This is a genomic window from Pseudomonas svalbardensis (genome assembly GCF_030053115.1).
Taxonomy (GTDB): Bacteria; Pseudomonadota; Gammaproteobacteria; order Pseudomonadales; family Pseudomonadaceae; genus Aquipseudomonas; species Aquipseudomonas svalbardensis.
Genome location: NZ_CP125619.1, coordinates 4,420,098 through 4,436,858, shown reverse-complemented (window position 1 = coordinate 4,436,858; position 16,761 = coordinate 4,420,098). Strand labels below are relative to the sequence as shown.

18 protein-coding genes and 1 pseudogene are annotated in these 16,761 nt (G+C 60.9%); 7 read left to right on the top strand and 12 right to left on the bottom strand.

Annotated elements, in window-relative coordinates; genetic code table 11:
* Window positions 1-129: 129 nt before the first annotated feature.
* Entirely contained in the window at window positions 130-942 is an 813-nt protein-coding gene (locus QFX16_RS20470) for an alpha/beta fold hydrolase (RefSeq protein WP_283181115.1), read from the top strand.
* Between the two features lie 109 nt (window positions 943-1,051).
* Here QFX16_RS20470 and dsbG read toward each other — a convergent pair whose 3' ends face one another.
* From dsbG to dsbD, 3 genes are read right to left on the bottom strand one after another with little or no spacing between them, the layout of a single operon-like run.
* The gene (gene dsbG / locus QFX16_RS20465; protein WP_283181114.1) at window positions 1,052-1,822 is read right to left on the bottom strand and encodes a thiol:disulfide interchange protein DsbG; all 771 of its coding nucleotides are present in this window, start codon (window positions 1,820-1,822) and stop codon (window positions 1,052-1,054) included.
* On the bottom strand, window positions 1,798-2,664 hold the full coding sequence (locus QFX16_RS20460; RefSeq protein ID WP_283181113.1) for a TlpA disulfide reductase family protein: 867 nt from the start codon (window positions 2,662-2,664) through the stop codon (window positions 1,798-1,800). The genes dsbG and QFX16_RS20460 overlap by 25 nt, the downstream gene beginning before the upstream one ends.
* Window positions 2,664-4,400: a protein-disulfide reductase DsbD gene (gene dsbD, locus QFX16_RS20455; protein WP_283181112.1), complete on the bottom strand. Its 1,737-nt coding sequence runs from the start codon at window positions 4,398-4,400 to the stop codon at window positions 2,664-2,666. The genes QFX16_RS20460 and dsbD overlap by 1 nt, the downstream gene beginning before the upstream one ends.
* A gap of 153 nt (window positions 4,401-4,553) precedes the next feature.
* Between dsbD and QFX16_RS20450 the strand changes: the two genes are divergently transcribed.
* The 5 genes from QFX16_RS20450 (at window position 4,554) to QFX16_RS20430 (ending at window position 9,087) form a co-directional block, all read left to right on the top strand.
* On the top strand, window positions 4,554-5,237 hold the full coding sequence (locus QFX16_RS20450; protein ID WP_282481350.1) for a response regulator: 684 nt from the start codon (window positions 4,554-4,556) through the stop codon (window positions 5,235-5,237).
* The gene (locus QFX16_RS20445) at window positions 5,234-6,559 is read left to right on the top strand and encodes an ATP-binding protein (RefSeq protein WP_283181111.1); all 1,326 of its coding nucleotides are present in this window, start codon (window positions 5,234-5,236) and stop codon (window positions 6,557-6,559) included. The genes QFX16_RS20450 and QFX16_RS20445 overlap by 4 nt, the downstream gene beginning before the upstream one ends.
* A 243-nt stretch (window positions 6,560-6,802) precedes the next feature.
* Entirely contained in the window at window positions 6,803-7,288 is a 486-nt protein-coding gene (locus QFX16_RS20440; RefSeq protein WP_283181110.1) for a GNAT family N-acetyltransferase, read from the top strand.
* A 77-nt stretch (window positions 7,289-7,365) separates the two neighbouring features.
* The gene (locus QFX16_RS20435) at window positions 7,366-8,778 is read left to right on the top strand and encodes an aspartate aminotransferase family protein (protein ID WP_283181109.1); all 1,413 of its coding nucleotides are present in this window, start codon (window positions 7,366-7,368) and stop codon (window positions 8,776-8,778) included.
* Window positions 8,779-8,859: 81 nt separating this feature from the next.
* A complete protein-coding gene (locus QFX16_RS20430) occupies window positions 8,860-9,087 on the top strand; it encodes an MbtH family protein (RefSeq protein ID WP_046049211.1) in 228 nt (75 codons plus the stop codon).
* A 188-nt stretch (window positions 9,088-9,275) separates the two neighbouring features.
* Here QFX16_RS20430 and QFX16_RS20425 read toward each other — a convergent pair whose 3' ends face one another.
* From QFX16_RS20425 to QFX16_RS20385, 9 genes are all read right to left on the bottom strand, one after another.
* Complete coding sequence (locus tag QFX16_RS20425; protein WP_283181108.1) at window positions 9,276-10,181, bottom strand: metal ABC transporter substrate-binding protein; 906 nt, start codon at window positions 10,179-10,181, stop codon at window positions 9,276-9,278.
* Complete coding sequence (locus tag QFX16_RS20420) at window positions 10,182-11,081, bottom strand: metal ABC transporter permease (protein ID WP_283181107.1); 900 nt, start codon at window positions 11,079-11,081, stop codon at window positions 10,182-10,184.
* Entirely contained in the window at window positions 11,081-11,932 is an 852-nt protein-coding gene (locus QFX16_RS20415) for a metal ABC transporter ATP-binding protein (protein WP_283181106.1), read from the bottom strand. Before QFX16_RS20415 ends, QFX16_RS20420 begins: the two co-directional genes overlap by 1 nt.
* Window positions 11,929-12,855, bottom strand: coding sequence for a metal ABC transporter substrate-binding protein (locus QFX16_RS20410; RefSeq protein WP_283181105.1), 927 nt, complete (start codon window positions 12,853-12,855; stop codon window positions 11,929-11,931). Before QFX16_RS20410 ends, QFX16_RS20415 begins: the two co-directional genes overlap by 4 nt.
* A 35-nt stretch (window positions 12,856-12,890) precedes the next feature.
* Window positions 12,891-13,463 (bottom strand): DUF6162 family protein, encoded by a 573-nt coding sequence (locus QFX16_RS20405; protein ID WP_283181104.1) that lies wholly within the window; start codon window positions 13,461-13,463, stop codon window positions 12,891-12,893.
* Window positions 13,460-13,789, bottom strand: a complete 330-nt coding sequence (locus QFX16_RS20400) for a hypothetical protein (protein ID WP_129437246.1) — start codon at window positions 13,787-13,789, stop codon at window positions 13,460-13,462. The genes QFX16_RS20405 and QFX16_RS20400 overlap by 4 nt, the downstream gene beginning before the upstream one ends.
* Window positions 13,786-14,328: a PA2404 family protein gene (locus QFX16_RS20395; protein ID WP_283181103.1), complete on the bottom strand. Its 543-nt coding sequence runs from the start codon at window positions 14,326-14,328 to the stop codon at window positions 13,786-13,788. Before QFX16_RS20395 ends, QFX16_RS20400 begins: the two co-directional genes overlap by 4 nt.
* Window positions 14,325-15,524: a PepSY-associated TM helix domain-containing protein gene (locus QFX16_RS20390; RefSeq protein ID WP_283181102.1), complete on the bottom strand. Its 1,200-nt coding sequence runs from the start codon at window positions 15,522-15,524 to the stop codon at window positions 14,325-14,327. Before QFX16_RS20390 ends, QFX16_RS20395 begins: the two co-directional genes overlap by 4 nt.
* A 309-nt stretch (window positions 15,525-15,833) precedes the next feature.
* Window positions 15,834-16,292: a VOC family protein gene (locus QFX16_RS20385; protein WP_283181101.1), complete on the bottom strand. Its 459-nt coding sequence runs from the start codon at window positions 16,290-16,292 to the stop codon at window positions 15,834-15,836.
* 366 nt (window positions 16,293-16,658) lie between these two features.
* Here QFX16_RS20385 and QFX16_RS20380 point away from each other — a divergent pair.
* Window positions 16,659-16,748 (top strand): annotated as a pseudogene (locus QFX16_RS20380) (MetQ/NlpA family ABC transporter substrate-binding protein); the annotation flags it as partial.
* Between the last annotated feature and the right edge of the window lie 13 nt (window positions 16,749-16,761).

The window sequence follows — 16,761 nt, the reverse complement described above, 5'->3', positions numbered from 1 at the left end:
TCTGATCTGTGTACGCAGGACTAATGTGGGGCTTGCTCGCGAAAGGGCCAGTACAGACACTGCAAGGTTGACTATGGATCGACAGCGGCACAGTCTGCCTGCTCCATTTTTTGGGAGAGGAGACAGTCGATGCCCTTCGTAACGGTTGATGGACAATCACTTCACTACATTGATCAAGGCGCCGGCCCTGCCGTTCTGCTGGCCGGCAGTTATCTGTGGGACCAGGCCATGTGGGCGCCGCAGATTGCCGCTCTGTCGCAACACTACCGGGTAATTGCTCTGGACCTGTGGGGCCATGGTGAATCCGGGTGGATGCCCGAGTACACACACTCGCTGGATGACATTGCGCGCCATGCACTGGCGCTGCTCGATCATCTGGACATCGACCGTGTCACGCTGGTCGGTCTCTCGGTCGGCGGCATGTGGGGCGTGCGTCTGGCGCTATCAGCGCCGCAGCGGATCAATGGTCTGGTGCTGATGGACACCTACGTCGGTGTCGAGCCGGAATCGACCCGCCAGTACTATTTCTCGCTGTTCAAACAGATCGAAGAGACCGGCGTGATTGCGCCGCCGCTGCTCGATATCGTTGTGCCGATCTTCTTCCGTCCGGGCATCGATCCGCAGTCGGCGTTGTATCAGGACTTCCGCGCCAAACTGGCCGCACTGCCGCCGGAGCGTCTGCGCGAGAGCATTGTGCCGATGGGGCGGATTACGTTTGGGCGTGATGATCTGTTGCCGCGCCTGGGCGAGTTGAATCCTGACACCACGCTGCTGATGTGTGGCGATCAGGACAAACCGCGGCCGCCGTCGGAGACAAGAGAGATGGCCGAGCTGATCGGCTGCCCATCTGTGCTGGTGCCGGAGGCGGGGCATATCTCCAATCTGGAGAATCCGCAGTTCGTGACAACGGCTTTGCTGAAGTTTTTGGCTGAGAGAGCTTAGTCGGTTCTGCTGACGCCTTCGCGAGCAGGTCGAATCGTCGCACCGTCGCTCCCACATTGGAATGCATTTCCCTGTGGGAGCGAGCCTGCTCGCGAAGGGGCCGGTGAATTCACTTCGGCCCGAGAATTTGCACCAGCTTGTCCGGCGACGGCGCGCCTTGCTGTTGTTGCAGCTCGCCCTTGTCGTCCATGTAGAAAATCGCCGGGGTGGCCTGCAGCTCCAGGTCTTCCATCAACTGCATGTTGGCCGCCAGCTTCGCCTGAATCGCCGGGGGCACGTTTTTCAGGGCTTTTAGCGAGCTTTTCTTGCCTGACTTCTCATGGTCTTCCAGCGCTTTCTGCGGATCCTTGGCGGCCAGCAGCGCAGCCGATTTCCCCGGACTGTCTTCGCGAATGATGCCGACCATGATGTGCCGCAGCTGCACCTTGCCCGCCTTGACCCATGGCCGCGCCTGTTCCCAGAACATGTTGCAATAAGGGCAGTTCGGATCGCTGAACAGGTACACGATCCGCGGCGCATCTTTCTTCCCGTCGCCGATCCAGTTGCTGGCTTCCATCTTGCCCCAGACTTCCTTGGACATCGGTGCGTAAACCAGCTTCTGCAACGGCGCGCTGGTCAGGTCGTTGCCGTCGGCGTCGTACAGATTGCCGAGCAGTACATGCTTGCCATCCGGGGTCAGGTACAGCGCCATGCCACGGTTCTGGTACTGCGCCGCATAACCGCGCAAGCCGTCGGGTGCGTCGAATTGGCCGACGATTTTCGCGCCCTTGGCTTCGATTTTCTTGATCGCTTCGGGCAATTCTTCGGCGGCCTGCACCGACGGTAGATGCAGCAGGGCGGCGCCCAAGGTCAACGTCAGCAGGTGGCGGAGGAGGGGCATGGCAATTTCCTTGAAGAGGTGGCCGGTACGGCAGGATTCGGGGTGTCGAAGTTTTCCAGGGCGCGGGCCAGGCTGGCTTCCGACAGCTCACCCAGATGGCTGCCCAGCAGGCGACCGTCGGGACTATAGAACAGCGTAGTCGGCAACGCCATGGAGCCGACGGCCTGGCCCAATCGGCCACTGCCGTCGAACAGCACGTTGGACAGGCTCAGGCCCTGGGTTTCCAGAAAAGTACTGACGCTTTGCATGCTTTCAGCCTGATTGACGAACAGGAACGTCAGGTCCGGGCGGTGTTGCTGGGCGTTTTCCAGCACCGGCATTTCTCGACGGCACGGCGGACACCAGGTGGCCCAGAGATTGATCACCAACGGGCCGCCCTTGTAGTCCGCCAGTTGCACGGTTTCACCGGCGGCATTGCGCAGGGTAATTTCCGGCAGGCGTGTGCCTTGTTCGTAAATAGTCAGGGAGAAGGTCGCCAGCAGCCAGAACGCCAGGCCGCTGGCCACGCCAAAGCCCAACGGCCGGCGCAAGCCCGGACGACGCCAACCTCGATACAGCGCGGCAAGCAGCAGCACGATCACACCAGGCCAGGCGAGGAAACCGCCGTCGCGCAGGTCGATGATCTGCCAAAGGTCATCGCGATAATGGGCCCAGTAAACGGCCACAAAACCGACCCGGGCGGCCAGCATGCCCAGCAGGAACAGGCTGAACAGCACCGACTCCGGATTCTCGCCGCCACGCTTGGCCACCCGCCAGCCGATGAAGGTTGCCAGCGCCAGGGCACTGATCAGCAGCAGGTGATTAAGCGCGATGGCAAAAGTGCCGAGGGTAAAGGTCAGCATTAACGGGCGTCTCGGGTGGTGGTCCAGCGTTGCAGGAAGGTGTCGGCATCGACCTGACCGGTGATGCGCTGGCTGCGACGCTCGATGCCGTCGGTGCCGATCCACAGCAGGCTCGGTGGCCCCGGCACTTTATAACGGCCGAGCAGTTCACGGCTGGCGGCATTGTCGGCGGTGACGTCCAGCCGTAGCAAGCGCACATCGCTCAAGGCTTGCAGTACGTGAGGTTTGCCGAACACCTGTTTTTCCATGACCTTGCACGACACGCACCAGTCGGCGTAGTAGTCCAGCAGCACCCACTGGCCTTGAGCCTGTGCCGCGTCGAGTTCCCGTTGCAGAGCTGCCGGGTCCTTGATCGTGGTGAATGCGTCGTGGCCGACCGGGTTTGCGGTGCTGCTCGAGTTTGAAGCGCTGTAGACCTGCAATGGCTTCAACAAGTCGTCGCCGCCGCCGGCGGCACCGATCATCAGCAGGCTGCCCCACACACCCAGCAAGAGTGAGCTGGCGCCGAACACAGGGGCGACGCGACCGAAACCTTCCGACTGCTTCCAGGCGCTGTACGCGGCAATCAGCAGCAACGCACCGCACAAACCAATCCACAGTGATTCATCCAGCACCGGACGCAGCATCAGCAACGCGGTGGCGAGGAACAGGAAGCCGAACACACCTTTGAGCAGGTTCATCCACGCGCCGGGTTTGGGCATGAAGCGATTGCCGACGGTGACCAACAACAGCAGCGGCACACCGATGCCGATGCCCATGGCGAACAGAATCAATCCGCCATGCAGCGCATTGCCGCTTTGCGCGATGTAGAGCAAGGCGCCCGCCAGCGGGGCGGTCATGCACGGACCCACCAGCAAACCGGACAAGGCTCCCAACACACCGGCACCGAACAGGCTGCCGCCGCGTTGATTACGCGAAACATTTTCCAATCGATCACGCACGGCCACCGGCAGTTGCAACTCGAAGAAGCCGAACATCGGCAACGCCAGCAACACAAACACAGCCGCGAAGCTGCCCAGCAACCAAGGGTTCTGCAACAACGCCTGGAGATTCGCCCCGAGCAGCGCGGCCAGAACGCCCATCGCCGCATACACCAGCGCCATGCTCACGACGTAACTAGTGGCCAAGGCGAAACCGCGCTTGGGCGTGGCGCCACTGCCGACGATCAAACCGGCCAGAATCGGCAGCATCGGCAGCGAGCAAGGCGTGAAGGCTAGCAACAGCCCCAGACCGAAGAACACCAGCAAGCTCCAACCCAGCGCCCGCTGTTGCAGGTCGCTGGCCAAGGCTTGGTCCGGCGCTTCGTTTATCGCCGCGGTAGTCGATTTGCCGCCCAGATCCACCACCTGAGTTTGCGGCGGATAACACAAACCGGCATCGGCACAGCCCTGGAAACCCACTTTGATTTGACCCGTGGCACCTGCCGGGATCTTCAGTTCCAGACCTTGACGATAGACCTGTTGTTCGCCGAAGAACTCATCGCTGTGCGCTTCGCCTTCAGGTAAAGCGGGATGGTGCTCAGCGGGCAAGCCATCGAATTTCAGGCGTTTCTGATAAAGGTAATAACCGTCAGCGATCTGCCAATAGAGCTGGGTTTCACCGGACTCAAGACGTTCGGAGGTGAAGATGAACGCCTTGCCGACGGGAAGAAAGTCGGGTTTTGTCGCGAACGGATCAGTCCCTGCCTGGGCCGCACCCGAGATCAAGAGAACCAAAAATAGAAACAGTCGACGCATGGGTAAGCCTTATCCCTGTACAAGTGAGGTGCAGAATGGGAGGCGGCGATTAACCGATGATTAACCACAGTGGCCTTGTGGCAATGGCGCTTGCGGCATAATGTCCGCTTAATCGGCCACCGGCCTAATCACCTTTTTTCAACAGGTCTCACCATGCACGTACTGGTTTGCGAAGACGACGAGTTGATCGCCAGCGGCATTGTCGCCGGCCTCACCGCTCAGGGCCTGACGGTAGAGCATGTCGCCACCGCATCGTCTGCCCGGGCGATGCTCAAGGTCGCCGAGTTCGATGTGATGGTGCTCGACCTCGGTCTGCCCGATGAAGACGGTTTGAAGCTGCTGCAGCAGTTAAGACACAACGGTCTGGAAATCCCGGTGTTGATCCTCACCGCCCGGGATTCAGTCACCGACCGCGTTGATGGCTTGCAGGCCGGCGCCGACGATTACCTGCTCAAGCCTTTCGACCTGCGCGAACTTGCCGCGCGTCTGCACACGCTGCTACGACGAGTGGCGGGGCGCAGCGTCAACCTGATCGAGCACGGTCGCCTGACCTACGACCCGAGCAGCCGCGAAACCATGCTCGGCGGCCAGCCGGTGGACCTTTCCCGTCGTGAGCAGTCGCTGTTGCAGGCCTTGCTGCATAACCGGGGCCGGGTGCTGTCGACCGAGCAACTGAAAGACAGCGTTTATGGTTTTAACGATGAGCTGGAAAGCAACGCTCTCAATGTGCATATCCATCACCTGCGGCGCAAACTCGGCAATGGCATTGTCGAGACGGTGCGCGGCCTGGGCTATCGCCTGGGGCCGGCCGATGGCGCAGAGGAATTGAAAAAGTGATGAGCCTGCGTTTGCGCCTGAGCCTGACACTCGGCGCCGCTTTTACCCTGATCTGGGCCCTGGCGGCGGCCTGGATGCTCAGCGACCTGCGCAATCAGATGATGTTTTCCCTCGACCAGCGCCTGGTGGCGTCGGCACGGATGGTCGCTGGCCTGATGGAGCAGTTGCCGCCATTGCCGAGCAAGGGCGAGGGCACCCATTTCAGCGCTGAACAACTGAACCTCCCCGGCGGCATGGCCTGCCAGGTCAGTTCATTGCGCGGCGAAATCCTCGCCCGCAGTCACACCGATCCGCAACAAACCCTGGAGGCCGAAAAAATGGGCTTCCACGACCAGATGATCGACGGTGCACCGTGGCGCAGTTTCACCCTGGCACGCGGTGACGTGCGCATCACCACCGCCGACCGGCAGATCGAGCGTGAGGCCTTGAACATGTCGATCCTGCTGGCGGCTTCGGTGCCGGTGGGCGTGGCCTTGCTCGGTTGCCTGTGCCTGCTATGGCTGGGGATCGGTCAGGGGCTGGCGCCGCTCAACCGCATGCGCGATGCCTTGATGCGCCGCAGCGCCGATTCTCTCGAACCCTTGCAAATCCAGCCGCTGCCCAGCGAACTGCAACCGTTGCTGGACACCCAGAATCAGCTGTTCCAACGGATCGGCAAGACCATCGAACGGGAACGCCGCCTGACCGGTGATGCCGCCCATGAATTGCGCAGCCCGCTGACGGCGATCAAGACCCACCTGCAAGTGGCGCGCATGACCGACGGCGCGGCTCGGGATCAATCCCTGGCCCGGGCCGAAGAGGGCGCCGATCGCCTGCACCGGACCCTTGAACAATTGCTGTTGCTGGCGCGGGTCGAGGGCAGCCTGTCGTTCGATGACGGCGTGCAATGCAGCGCCGAGCAGGTGGCGAAACTGGCGATTCAGGACGCCGCCAGCGGTGATCGTCAGCGGATCAAATTTCAGATGCCGCCGAAAATTTCCCATGCACCGGTGCAAATGCCCGCGGTGCTGTCGATTGCCGCGCTGCGCAACCTGCTGGACAACGCGCTGCGTCATACCCCGGGCGACGGCGCGGTGGAGCTGAGTCTGGAAACCACCGGCAACCGCGTGCAGTTTGTGGTACGCGACCACGGCCCGGGGATTGCTGAAGAGGATCTGCAACACCTGACCCAACGCTTCTGGCGCAACGGCCAGAGCACTGGCTGCGGCCTGGGTCTGGCGATTGTTCAGGCGATTGTCCAGCGCTGCGGTTGTACGTTGCATTTCGACAGTCGGCCGGATGGGTTGCGAGTCGAGCTGACCATGCCATTGCAACCGGTCTAACAAACACCACCGATTCCGGTAGGAGCTGTCGAGTGAAACGAGGCTGCGATCTTTTGATCTTTTCTCCGGATTCACTCGAGTATCAAAAGCAAAATCAAAAGATCGCAGCCTCGTTTCACTCGACAGCTCCTACGGAGCGTTTATGTTGCACATCAAATGTAACTCCTCTCCATTGGCATTCGAGCCACCACCAGCGCTATCGTCCCCGGCAGCTTTTTCTCAATGGATTGAGGTAACAGCGCCATGGATGCCCCCATACAAATCTGCAAGGCAACCCCCGCCGACGCCGGCATCATCAGCCGGATCGTCGAGCGCTCCATCCGCGTGGGTTGCGCGCTCGACCATCGCAACGATCCGCTCACCGTCGCCACCTGGACCCACAACAAAACCATCGAACACGTGCAGCCCTGGCTGACCGACGAGCGGTTGTACCTGAACATCGCCCTGTTGCACGACAAACCGGTCGGCGTCGCGATGGCTGCGATCAGCGGCAAGGTCGCGTTTTGTTACGTGCAACCGGAATGGTTTCGTCGTGGGGCCGGGCAAGCGCTGGTGCGCGACCTCGAAGGTTGGCTGACCGATCAGGGTTTGCGCCAGGCACGACTCAACAGCACCCGCACCAGCGAAGCGTTTTACTGTCATCTGGGTTACCAGCCTTGCGCCGAAACCTTCGCCGTAGCCGGGCTCCACGCGATTCCCATGCACAAAGCGCTGACACCACCTTTATAGAAAGCTGATTGAGGGTCTAAATCCTCGGCGCCCTGATGCGTTTCCAGAACAGGAAAACCTTATTGAGGGGTCGAGAGATGTCAGTCGCTACCAGCCTTGTGGAAGATCAGTCGGCCCGGATCACTCCGACGCTGACCGAGACGCTTTATCAGTTCAACGAATCGCCACTGCTGGCCCGTCAAAACCAGCAGGAATCGAATGCCCGCAGCTATCCGCGACGCATTCCCCTGGCCCTCAAACGTGCCAAGGGCATTTATGTCGAAGACGTCGAAGGCCGCCGTTTCATCGACTGCCTGGCTGGCGCAGGGACGTTGGCCCTTGGGCACAACCATGCGGTGGTGATCGAAGCGATCCGGCAAGTGCTGACCGATGAACTGCCACTGCACACTCTCGACCTGACCACCCCGGTCAAGGATCAATTCGTCCAGGACCTGTTTGGTCTATTGCCACAGGCATTGGCCGTCGAAGCCAAGATCCAGTTCTGCGGCCCGACCGGCACCGACGCGGTGGAAGCCGCGCTGAAACTGGTGCGCACCGCCACCGGGCGCAGCACCGTGCTGTCGTTCCAGGGCGGTTATCACGGCATGAGCCAGGGCGCGCTGAGCCTGATGGGCAGTCTGGGGCCGAAAAAACCCTTGGGCGCCTTGCTCAGCAGCGGCGTGCAGTTCATGCCGTACCCCTACGATTACCGCTGCCCGTTCGGGCTCGGCGGCGCGCAAGGTGTGCAGGTCAACCTGAACTACCTGGAAAACTTGCTGAATGATCCCGAGGCTGGTGTGCAATTGCCGGCCGCGGTGATCGTTGAAGTGGTGCAGGGCGAGGGCGGGGTGATCCCGGCCGATCTCGACTGGCTGCGAGGCCTGCGGCGGATTACCGAAAAGGCCGGTGTCGCGTTGATCGTCGACGAGATTCAGAGCGGTTTTGCCCGCACCGGCAAGATGTTCGCCTTCGAACACGCCGGGATCATCCCGGACGTGGTGGTCATGTCCAAAGCCATCGGCGGCAGTTTGCCGTTGGCCGTGGTGGTCTATCGCGACTGGCTCGACACCTGGCTGCCGGGCGCCCATGCCGGAACCTTCCGCGGCAATCAGATGGCCATGGCCGCAGGTTCTGCGGTGATGCGTTACCTTGCCGAACACAAGGTCTGCGAGCACGCTGCCGCCATGGGCGAACGCTTGAGCGAACACCTGCGCATCCTGCAACGGGACTTCCCGCAACTGGGCGATATTCGCGGTCGCGGCTTGATGCTTGGCGTCGAATTGGTCGATCCGACGGGCGCGCCGGATGCCTTGGGTCATCCACCGATCTTCGGTCGTCTGGCGCCGCTGGTGCAGCGTGAATGCCTCAAGCGCGGTTTGATTCTCGAACTGGGCGGGCGTCATGGCGCTGTGGTGCGTTTCCTGCCGCCGCTGGTGATCACTGCCGCGGAAATCGATCGGGTAGCCGAGATTTTCGGCAGGGCCATGGCTGCTGCCACCGCCAGCCTCTAAATTTTTCAGCCTCTGACACGTTCCTTCTACATAACGGCTGCGCACGCAGTGCAGCCCACCCTACAGCGATGGAGAAACACCATGACTTCAGTATTCGACCGCGAGGACATCCTCTTTCAGGTCGTGGTCAACCACGAAGAGCAGTACTCGATCTGGCCCGACTACAAAGCCGTGCCTGCTGGCTGGCGCACCGTGGGCAAGAGCGGCTTGAAGAAGGAATGCCTGGCTTACATCGAAGAAACCTGGACTGACATGCGTCCGCTGAGCCTGCGCCAGAAGATGGAAGAACAGGCGGCTGTGGCGAATTAAGTCACCGTTCATGAAAAAGCCCGCTGAACCGGTAACGGTCAGCGGGCTTTTTCAGATCTGGTCCTTGTGTCGTTTGTCGGGCCGCTTTCGCGAGCAAGCCCGCTCCCACACTTGACCGAGTTGTCCGGGCGGACGCGGTCAAATGTGGGGCTTGCTCGCGAAGAACGATAACGCGGACCAACTGACGTTTAAGCCCCGCTCAACCCCTTGATCAGCAAATCCACATTCCCTTCCAGCTCGGCCACCGGATCCGCCGCATCCACACTCAACACCACCAACCGACTCCCAGCCTCAGCAATCTTCGCTTTCACCGCCTCCGACGGTTGTCGATGATGCAACACCACCGCCACCTCATTGTCCTTGAGCGTCGCACCCAATTGCTTGAGCGCTTCAGGTGTCCACTCGGCATCGGGGCGTGCATCGAGGCCGATCAGCTCCAGGTTAAGGCCACCAATCAGATAGCCAAAGTGATCACTCAGGCTCATCAAGCTGAGGTTGTCGGCACTGGCCAGCCGCGCTTCGCTGTCGGCGCTGAACTTGAGCAAGCGCTGTTTGAGCGCCGCCAGGTTCGCCTCGATCTTCGGCTTGGCCTCGGGCGCCAGACGCACCAGGTCCGCCGCCATGACGTCCGCCATCCGCCCCATATTGTTGCTGGAAAACCACGGCTGACTGTTCAACCCATCAACTTTGTTGGCAGGCTGCACGGCGATGCCGGGCAGGGCGCCGTCCACCGGGCGCGCGGCGTCGACCTCGACGATGCGGATGTTGCTACGCCGGGAGATCGGGTAAAGCGGATCATCCGCCCACAGCGAACGCAGACCAATCACTGCATCGGCGTCGGTCGCCAGTTTGGCCAGCGCCGGAGCGCCACGACCTGTGAAGTACGCGGTCTGACGGCTACCGGGCAGGTTCGCCGGCGCGGCACGTTCAAGGTTGACGTCGGTGCCTTTGAGCAAGACTTCGCCCAGACCATAAGTGATCGGCAAGGACGCTAGCACGCGCAGCGGTTTGACGCTGTCGGCCGCGAACAGCGGGGTATTGACCAGCCCGCACAGGGCCACAGCCAGGGTCAATTGACGCAGAGAAAAAGACATTTATCCGAGATTCCCTTTCAGACTGGGGACAACGCCACGCGCAATGGCGGCGAGAGCGAAGGCGATACCGGCTACTAGAATGATCGCGGCGCCGGACGGGATAGGCAGGTCGAAGACAATCGGCGCGAGAATCCCGCACAGCGTGCTGACCGTGGCGATCAGCACTGAACACCAGAAGAAACCCTTCAGCGACTGACTCAGCAAACGCGCCGCCGCCGCCGGAATCACCAGCAGGGCGCCGACCAGAATCGCGCCGATGACTTTCACCGCCGCTACGGTGATCAGGGTCACCAGAATCACAAACAGATAATCCAGCGTCTTCACTGCCACGCCACGGACCGCCGCCAGTTGCGGATTGAAACTGGCCAACATAATGCGGTTGTACAGTGGCAAGGCCAACGCCATGACCAGCGAACCGACGATGGCCAACACCATCAGGTCATTGCCGTTGACGGTCAGCACCGAACCGAACAGTACGTTTTCGAGGATGTGTACGTTGATCTTGCCCGCCAGAATCAGCAGCAGACTGGCACCCAGCGCCAACGACACCGACAGAAACACACCGATCAACGTATCCGGCGCCAGACCCGTGCGGTTGCGCAGGTAGTTCAGCAAGATGCCGAACAACAAGCAGTAGCCGAACAAACTGCCGTAAGGCCCGGTGTACGGTTCGCCCAGCAGAATGCCAATGGCCACGCCGGTCAACGCCGCGTGGCCCACCGCTTCAGAGAAAAAAGCGAAACGCTTGACCACCACCAATGTCCCCAAACCGCCCAGCACCGGGCCGATCAGCAAGCCGGCGAGCAGCGCGTTGACCACAAATCCATAGGCCAGCGCCTCGGGCAGATAACCCGACGAGGCCCAACCCTGGACCATCAAACGAAAGGTTTCGTAACTCATCAGGCAGCGCTCCGTGGATGGGTCGAGAACAGGGTCAGCAATCGTTCTGGAGTGAGTGCCTGTTTCGGCGTGGAATCGAACAGCACCCGGCGATTAAGCCCGGTGACCCGGTCCGCCAGCCGTCCAACTGCTTCCAGATCATGCTCGATCCATAGCACGGTGATCCCGCTCTGGCGCCAGTCACCGAGCAGGCGTTCGAACACCTGAATACCGGCCTCATCAAGCGCCGACATCGGTTCGTCGAGCACCAGCAACTGCGGCGCTGGAATCAGTCCCTGAGCCAGCAACACCCGCTGGCGCTCGCCGCCGGACAACGCACCCATGCGCCGCTTGCGTTTGTCCTGCATGCCGACCCTTTCCAGGGCTTCGCCAATCGCGGCGGCGTAATGCTTGCTCAACCCGAGAAACGCCGGACGCCGCTGGCACATCGCGGCCATGAAATCGTCGACGGTCATCGGCAAACCCCGATCGAATTCCAGGGCTTGAGGCACGTAGCCGATGGTTCCAGGTGTGCCGGGCCATTGCAGGCTCAAGCGACCCTGATGCGGCATCTGCCCGAGCAGGGTCTTGATCAGCGAACTCTTGCCGCCGCCGTTGGGGCCGACCAGCGCAAGCACGCTGCCGGGCTGGACCTGAAAAGTGACGTTGTCGAGGATCGTCGTGCGGCCCAGCGTCAGGCTGACTTCCGCGAAATCCAAGGTCGGCCCCGAAACCTGTGGGAGTGACGGTGCGACGATTCGACCTGCTCGCGAATGCGGTGTGTCATTTAACGATGATGTTGACTGACTGGACGCCTTCGCGAGCAGGCTCGCTCCCACAGGGGATTCGCTGATGGTTTCTTTCGCAGTCATTTACCGGACTCCTGAATCGCCCGGACCACGGTGTTGAGGTTGCCGGTCATTTCCTTTTCATACTTGTCGGCGGTGTATTCGCCATAGGAAATGTGCGACAGCGGGTACAGCTTCACGCCGGACTCACGCTGGATGGTGTCGACGTAGGTGGACGGAAAATCCATCTCCGAGAAGATCACTTTCACGTCCAGTTCACGCAGTTGATCGATGGTTTTTTTCAACTGGCTCGGGCTTGGCTCGATGCCGTGGGCTGGTTCGACCACGGCGGTCACTTCCAGGCCGAATTCGCGCAGCAAATAGTCGTAAGCCGCATGAACCGTGGCCACTCGCAGTTCGGCGTTCGGCGCCTGGGTCAGTTTCGCCAGGGCGTCGGCGCGCATCTGCCGCAGGCGTTTGCCGTAGGCGCGGGCGTTCTGGGTGTAGGTTTTGGCGTTGGCCGGGTCGAGCTTACCCAGTTCCCGGGCGATGTTGTTGACCTGGGCAATCGAGGCACTGATCGACAGGAAGGTGTGCGGGTTTACGACCTTGCCGGCGCCGCGAGCGGCAACGCCGGTGGCGGCCAGCAACGGCACGTTTTCGTTGGCTTCGATCACCGGGACGTTCGGCGTTTCGCTGGCGGCGATCATGCGGTCGGCAAAGTCGTCATGGCCGACTCCGTTCAGCACGACCACGTCCAGACCGCTGATGCGCTTGATGTCTTCGGCGCGCGGCTCGTAGGCATGCGGGTTGAAACCGGCCGGAATCAGCGGCACCACCTCGGCCTTGTCACCGACGATGTTCGCCACGTAGCTGTAATAAGGGTGCAGGGTGATGCCGATGCGCAGGCGCTTGGCCTCGTCGGCACTGGCCAGCGGGGTCAGCAGACAAGCCAGTAAGCCGACCAACATCAGGCGCAAGAAAGAACGTTGAGATGAAATAGGCATGGGAAAGCGGTCTTCTCTCGGGTGAAGGCGAGGGTTCAGTGCCGGTGCTGGCGGGTCACGCCGGCATCGAATTGCGCGACGATCTGCTGCCAGCCGGCGCTCTCCAGCGCAGCGTCGGTGAGGTCGGTCGGGGCAGCGAGGGCGTTGCCGCGGTTGAGCCAGACGTCCGGTGCATCGTCGTCAGCGGCCAAGCGCATCAGAAACGAACCCGCCACGGTGGGCGTCTGGCTCTGGCCGAAGTAAGCCTTGGCGTCGAGTAATTGCCAGGCATGGCCGCCGCGGCTGACGGAACTGGCGTCCTGGGCGAACGGCGCAAAACCTTCATCGGCGAGGGCTGCGGGGGCGGGTAGCGCTTGTTGCTCCTGACGCAGCAGATGAATTTCGTCGAGCGTCACCCGCAGGTCGGCGTAGATGCCTTGCTCGGAGGCGCTCAAGTCACGACGGGCATCCAGTTGATGGCTGGCAACGCTGCTGACTTCCTGAGACTCGCCGCGCCAGGCGACTACCGAGCCGGCAACCGCGAGGATCATCAGGCACAACAACAGCACATAGAGGGTTTCATGGCCGGCACCGGCCGGGCGGACGACTTGCGTGGTTGGCGTACTCATGGGGCTTCGATGTCCGCTTGGTCGATCTCGACGACGTGGCCGGGGCCGGCATCGAACAGTACGTAGAACTCGGCGCCGGGCTTCTTGAAAGTCAGGGTCGAATCGGCACCGAGCTTGCCCGGCACCAGGATGGTTTCGTCATAGCCGATCACGTCCAGGGTCACCCCCGGCGCGCCGCTGCCGTCGGAGAAACCGCCGGTGCATTTGATCTGCTCGGCGTCGATGGCTTTGCATTCGCACATCGGGTTGTGGGCCAGGGCGCTGGCGCTGAAACCGGCGCACAGCACCAGCAGCGTGGCGCTTAGAGGACGTATTACGTTGATCATGGTTTGCCTCCTTGTTGGTTCAGCCAGGCGAGGGTGGCCGGGGATGCCTGGCTCAGGGGGACGGAGGCCTGATGCATGGCGCCATCCCAGCCTTCCATGGTGATCCACAGCTCGGCGTCGGCTTTGGTCTTTTCGGGAATCGGCAACATCGCGCCCATGCGGTACGGCGTGCCGAAGAAAATCACCCCGGCAGCGCGCAGGCTGCGCGGTTTGCCAATACGCAGGTACGTCGCCTTGACCTGATCCCGGCAGCTGTCGCACAGCGCCGCGTTGAAGCTCTTCATGTAGCCGGCCGGACCATCGAGGGTCGGTGCTTCGTTGCGCAACTCGGCCAGGCGCAGGCTCCAGGGGCCCACCTGAACCTCTCCGATTTCCCGCTCACCCAGACCGGTGTCACCGCGAAACAGCGCGGCGTCGGCGAAGTACTTGGGCATGAACCCCAGCGGCACCAGCAACAGCAGAACGTTGATGTGGAAGCGCCATTTGTGCCAGAAACGGCTCAGTTTCGAAGTCGGTTTTTCCGCAGCGAACAGGCTCATTGGCTGACCTCCGTGGTTTCACGGCTGTTGGCCGGAACGGTCTGACTGCGCGGGCGTTTATGGCTGCGCTTGAGGGCATTGGCCGTGGCCAAGGCAGTGCGTTTGGTCCAGATCAACAGGCCGCTGAGAACCATCATGCTGAGGATCAGGCCGAAGAAGAACCAGATCAGCTTGATCCAGATGCCGCCAAAATCCCCGGTGTGCAGAGGACGCATGGACTCGGTCACCAGCTCCAGGCCGGAACGGTCCGACAACAGGCGGGTGGCGGCGATGTCGCCGGTATATGGGTTGATGTCGGCGGTCTGGAACATCAGCGGATACCAACTGCGCCCGCCCACCGAAAGGTAGCTGTAGGCGTTGGCGGGCATACTGACAAAGCTGTCGTCCAGGCCGGGAATACGTTCCTTGGCTTCGCTGATCGCCGTCTCCAAGCTGATCATCGGCGCTGGCGAACCGTCGGCAGTCAACGGGACACTTTCACGCGGGACCACGGCAGCGACCGGCGCGGTGGAAATCGAAATCTGGTTATCGAACATGAACGCTTGAATCAGAAACCAGGTGCTGGTGATGGAGATCACCGCGATAAACCAGATCGACCAGATGCCGCTGAGGCGGTGAAAGTCGCCCCAGAAAATCCGTGCGCCGTGACGAATGCGCAACGTCGGTCGCAAGAAACCTTTCCAGAAACGCTTGTAGACCACCAGCCCGGTGACCAACGAAGCCAGCAGTGGCAGGCTGAGAAACGACACCAGGTACCAGCCCCAGCTGTAACCGTTGGTGAACGGCACCAGCCACCAGCCATGCAGGGCACGGGTAAACGCCTTGAAATTGAATTGTGGGGCAGTGCCCTGAATGACGCCGCTGTAAGGGTTGACGTAGACCGTCACCGAGCGACCGTCGGGGTAGCTGACGTCCACGTCGAGGGCGAAGTGCGATTCATCGGGCCGACTGATGCCTTCGACCAGTGTGTTCGGCTCCGCTTTTTTGATCGCGGCGATGATCTGGTCATAACTGAGCAGCGGCGCATCGTCCGAAGGTTGGCTGGCGCGCATTTGCGGGTTGGCCAGCCAGACGATTTCCTGGCTGACCACCGCCAGAGTGCCGGTCACGCAGACGATCAGTACGAAAAACCAGATCGGCAATGCCAGCCAGCTATGGACCAGAAACCAGAGTTTTGAACGGGATTTCTTCGACATGATTAAAGGTCTTGTTTCGATGAGAGGGCCTCTGCTGCGGGCTTCCCAGCGATGAGGTCCATGAAGGGCCGGGCCGTGGCTTTTGCCTACGCGGGCCGACTGCATCTAAATAAGACGGATGAGCATCGAAAATCCCGAAGGGGGATATGAAAGAAAATGTTTCGTATTGCAATGAAGCCTGCCCTTTGTGGGAGCGAGCCTGCTCGCGAAGGCGTCATATCAGTCAATTTCAACGTTGACTGACACACCGCTTTCGCGAGCAGGCTCGCTCCCACAAGGGATGTTCATTCACTTCGCGGGATCATTGTGTCAACTCTGGCTGAACATCTCCTTCGCCCGCTGCTCAATCTGCTCCTGAGTCAGATCTTCCTTGCGCGTGGCCAGAAACCACAGATGCCCATAGGGATCCTTCAAGGTCCCCGAGCGGTCGCCATAAAACTGATCCTTGACCTCGGACACCACTGTGCCGCCAGCGGCAATCGCCTGTTTATAAGACTTGTCCACATCGTTCACATACAGATGCAACCCCACGGACGGCGACGTGTCCGGATTGCTCAATGGCCCCTGATCGCACGGCGTGCCAAGCATGATCGGGCAATCGCCGATGCGCAGCTCAGCGTGGCCGATGCCGCCATCGGGCATGGACAGGCGCATGACTTCGGTGGCGCCAAAGGCTTTCTTGTAGAACTCGATGGCTTCCGCCGCTTTTTTAATGCCCAGATACGGGGTGATGCTGTGATAACCCTCTGGTATGGGTTTGACGCTCATGGCTGTTCTCCCTGTTTTTGTTGTCAGTCGAGAAAGATCCTGTGCCGTTTTCCGGCCGGATAACTATAGGTCAGCCTCTTTTCTGCAACTGAGTGTCCGACGAGCAGCACCTCTGTTCAGCCATCAACAGCGAAGCAGCAGATTGCTCTTGCTCGTTATCTTGATATCGCGAAAATACCGCTGAACTCCCCGTAAACATTGGCTCGGACGGTCAGCACAGAAGCTGCAATGCCCTCTGGTAAACATTGGTGCCGAGAGACTTGTATGCCTGAATCTGCCGTTTATCCGATAAACCCACCGGCCGCCCATCGGATCGCCAACGAAGCCGAAGCCTTGAGCGTCGCCGAACAGGTCGCCGCGATCCTGCTGCAGAAACTGGCCAAGGCGCTGAATTCCGATGAGGTTCGGCAGTTCATTTTGACCCGCTACAAGGGACAGATTGCACCGGGGTTCTAGATCTTCGCTGACC

Coding starts and splice junctions, on each gene's coding strand:
- QFX16_RS20470 (WP_283181115.1), top strand. CDS start 130: ATGCCCTTCGTAACGGTTGATGGACAATCACTTCACTACATTGATCAA.
- dsbG (WP_283181114.1), bottom strand. CDS start 1,822: ATGCCCCTCCTCCGCCACCTGCTGACGTTGACCTTGGGCGCCGCCCTG.
- QFX16_RS20460 (WP_283181113.1), bottom strand. CDS start 2,664: ATGCTGACCTTTACCCTCGGCACTTTTGCCATCGCGCTTAATCACCTG.
- dsbD (WP_283181112.1), bottom strand. CDS start 4,400: ATGCGTCGACTGTTTCTATTTTTGGTTCTCTTGATCTCGGGTGCGGCC.
- QFX16_RS20450 (WP_282481350.1), top strand. CDS start 4,554: ATGCACGTACTGGTTTGCGAAGACGACGAGTTGATCGCCAGCGGCATT.
- QFX16_RS20440 (WP_283181110.1), top strand. CDS start 6,803: ATGGATGCCCCCATACAAATCTGCAAGGCAACCCCCGCCGACGCCGGC.
- QFX16_RS20435 (WP_283181109.1), top strand. CDS start 7,366: ATGTCAGTCGCTACCAGCCTTGTGGAAGATCAGTCGGCCCGGATCACT.
- QFX16_RS20430 (WP_046049211.1), top strand. CDS start 8,860: ATGACTTCAGTATTCGACCGCGAGGACATCCTCTTTCAGGTCGTGGTC.
- QFX16_RS20425 (WP_283181108.1), bottom strand. CDS start 10,181: ATGTCTTTTTCTCTGCGTCAATTGACCCTGGCTGTGGCCCTGTGCGGG.
- QFX16_RS20420 (WP_283181107.1), bottom strand. CDS start 11,081: ATGAGTTACGAAACCTTTCGTTTGATGGTCCAGGGTTGGGCCTCGTCG.
- QFX16_RS20415 (WP_283181106.1), bottom strand. CDS start 11,932: ATGACTGCGAAAGAAACCATCAGCGAATCCCCTGTGGGAGCGAGCCTG.
- QFX16_RS20410 (WP_283181105.1), bottom strand. CDS start 12,855: ATGCCTATTTCATCTCAACGTTCTTTCTTGCGCCTGATGTTGGTCGGC.
- QFX16_RS20405 (WP_283181104.1), bottom strand. CDS start 13,463: ATGAGTACGCCAACCACGCAAGTCGTCCGCCCGGCCGGTGCCGGCCAT.
- QFX16_RS20400 (WP_129437246.1), bottom strand. CDS start 13,789: ATGATCAACGTAATACGTCCTCTAAGCGCCACGCTGCTGGTGCTGTGC.
- QFX16_RS20395 (WP_283181103.1), bottom strand. CDS start 14,328: ATGAGCCTGTTCGCTGCGGAAAAACCGACTTCGAAACTGAGCCGTTTC.
- QFX16_RS20390 (WP_283181102.1), bottom strand. CDS start 15,524: ATGTCGAAGAAATCCCGTTCAAAACTCTGGTTTCTGGTCCATAGCTGG.
- QFX16_RS20385 (WP_283181101.1), bottom strand. CDS start 16,292: ATGAGCGTCAAACCCATACCAGAGGGTTATCACAGCATCACCCCGTAT.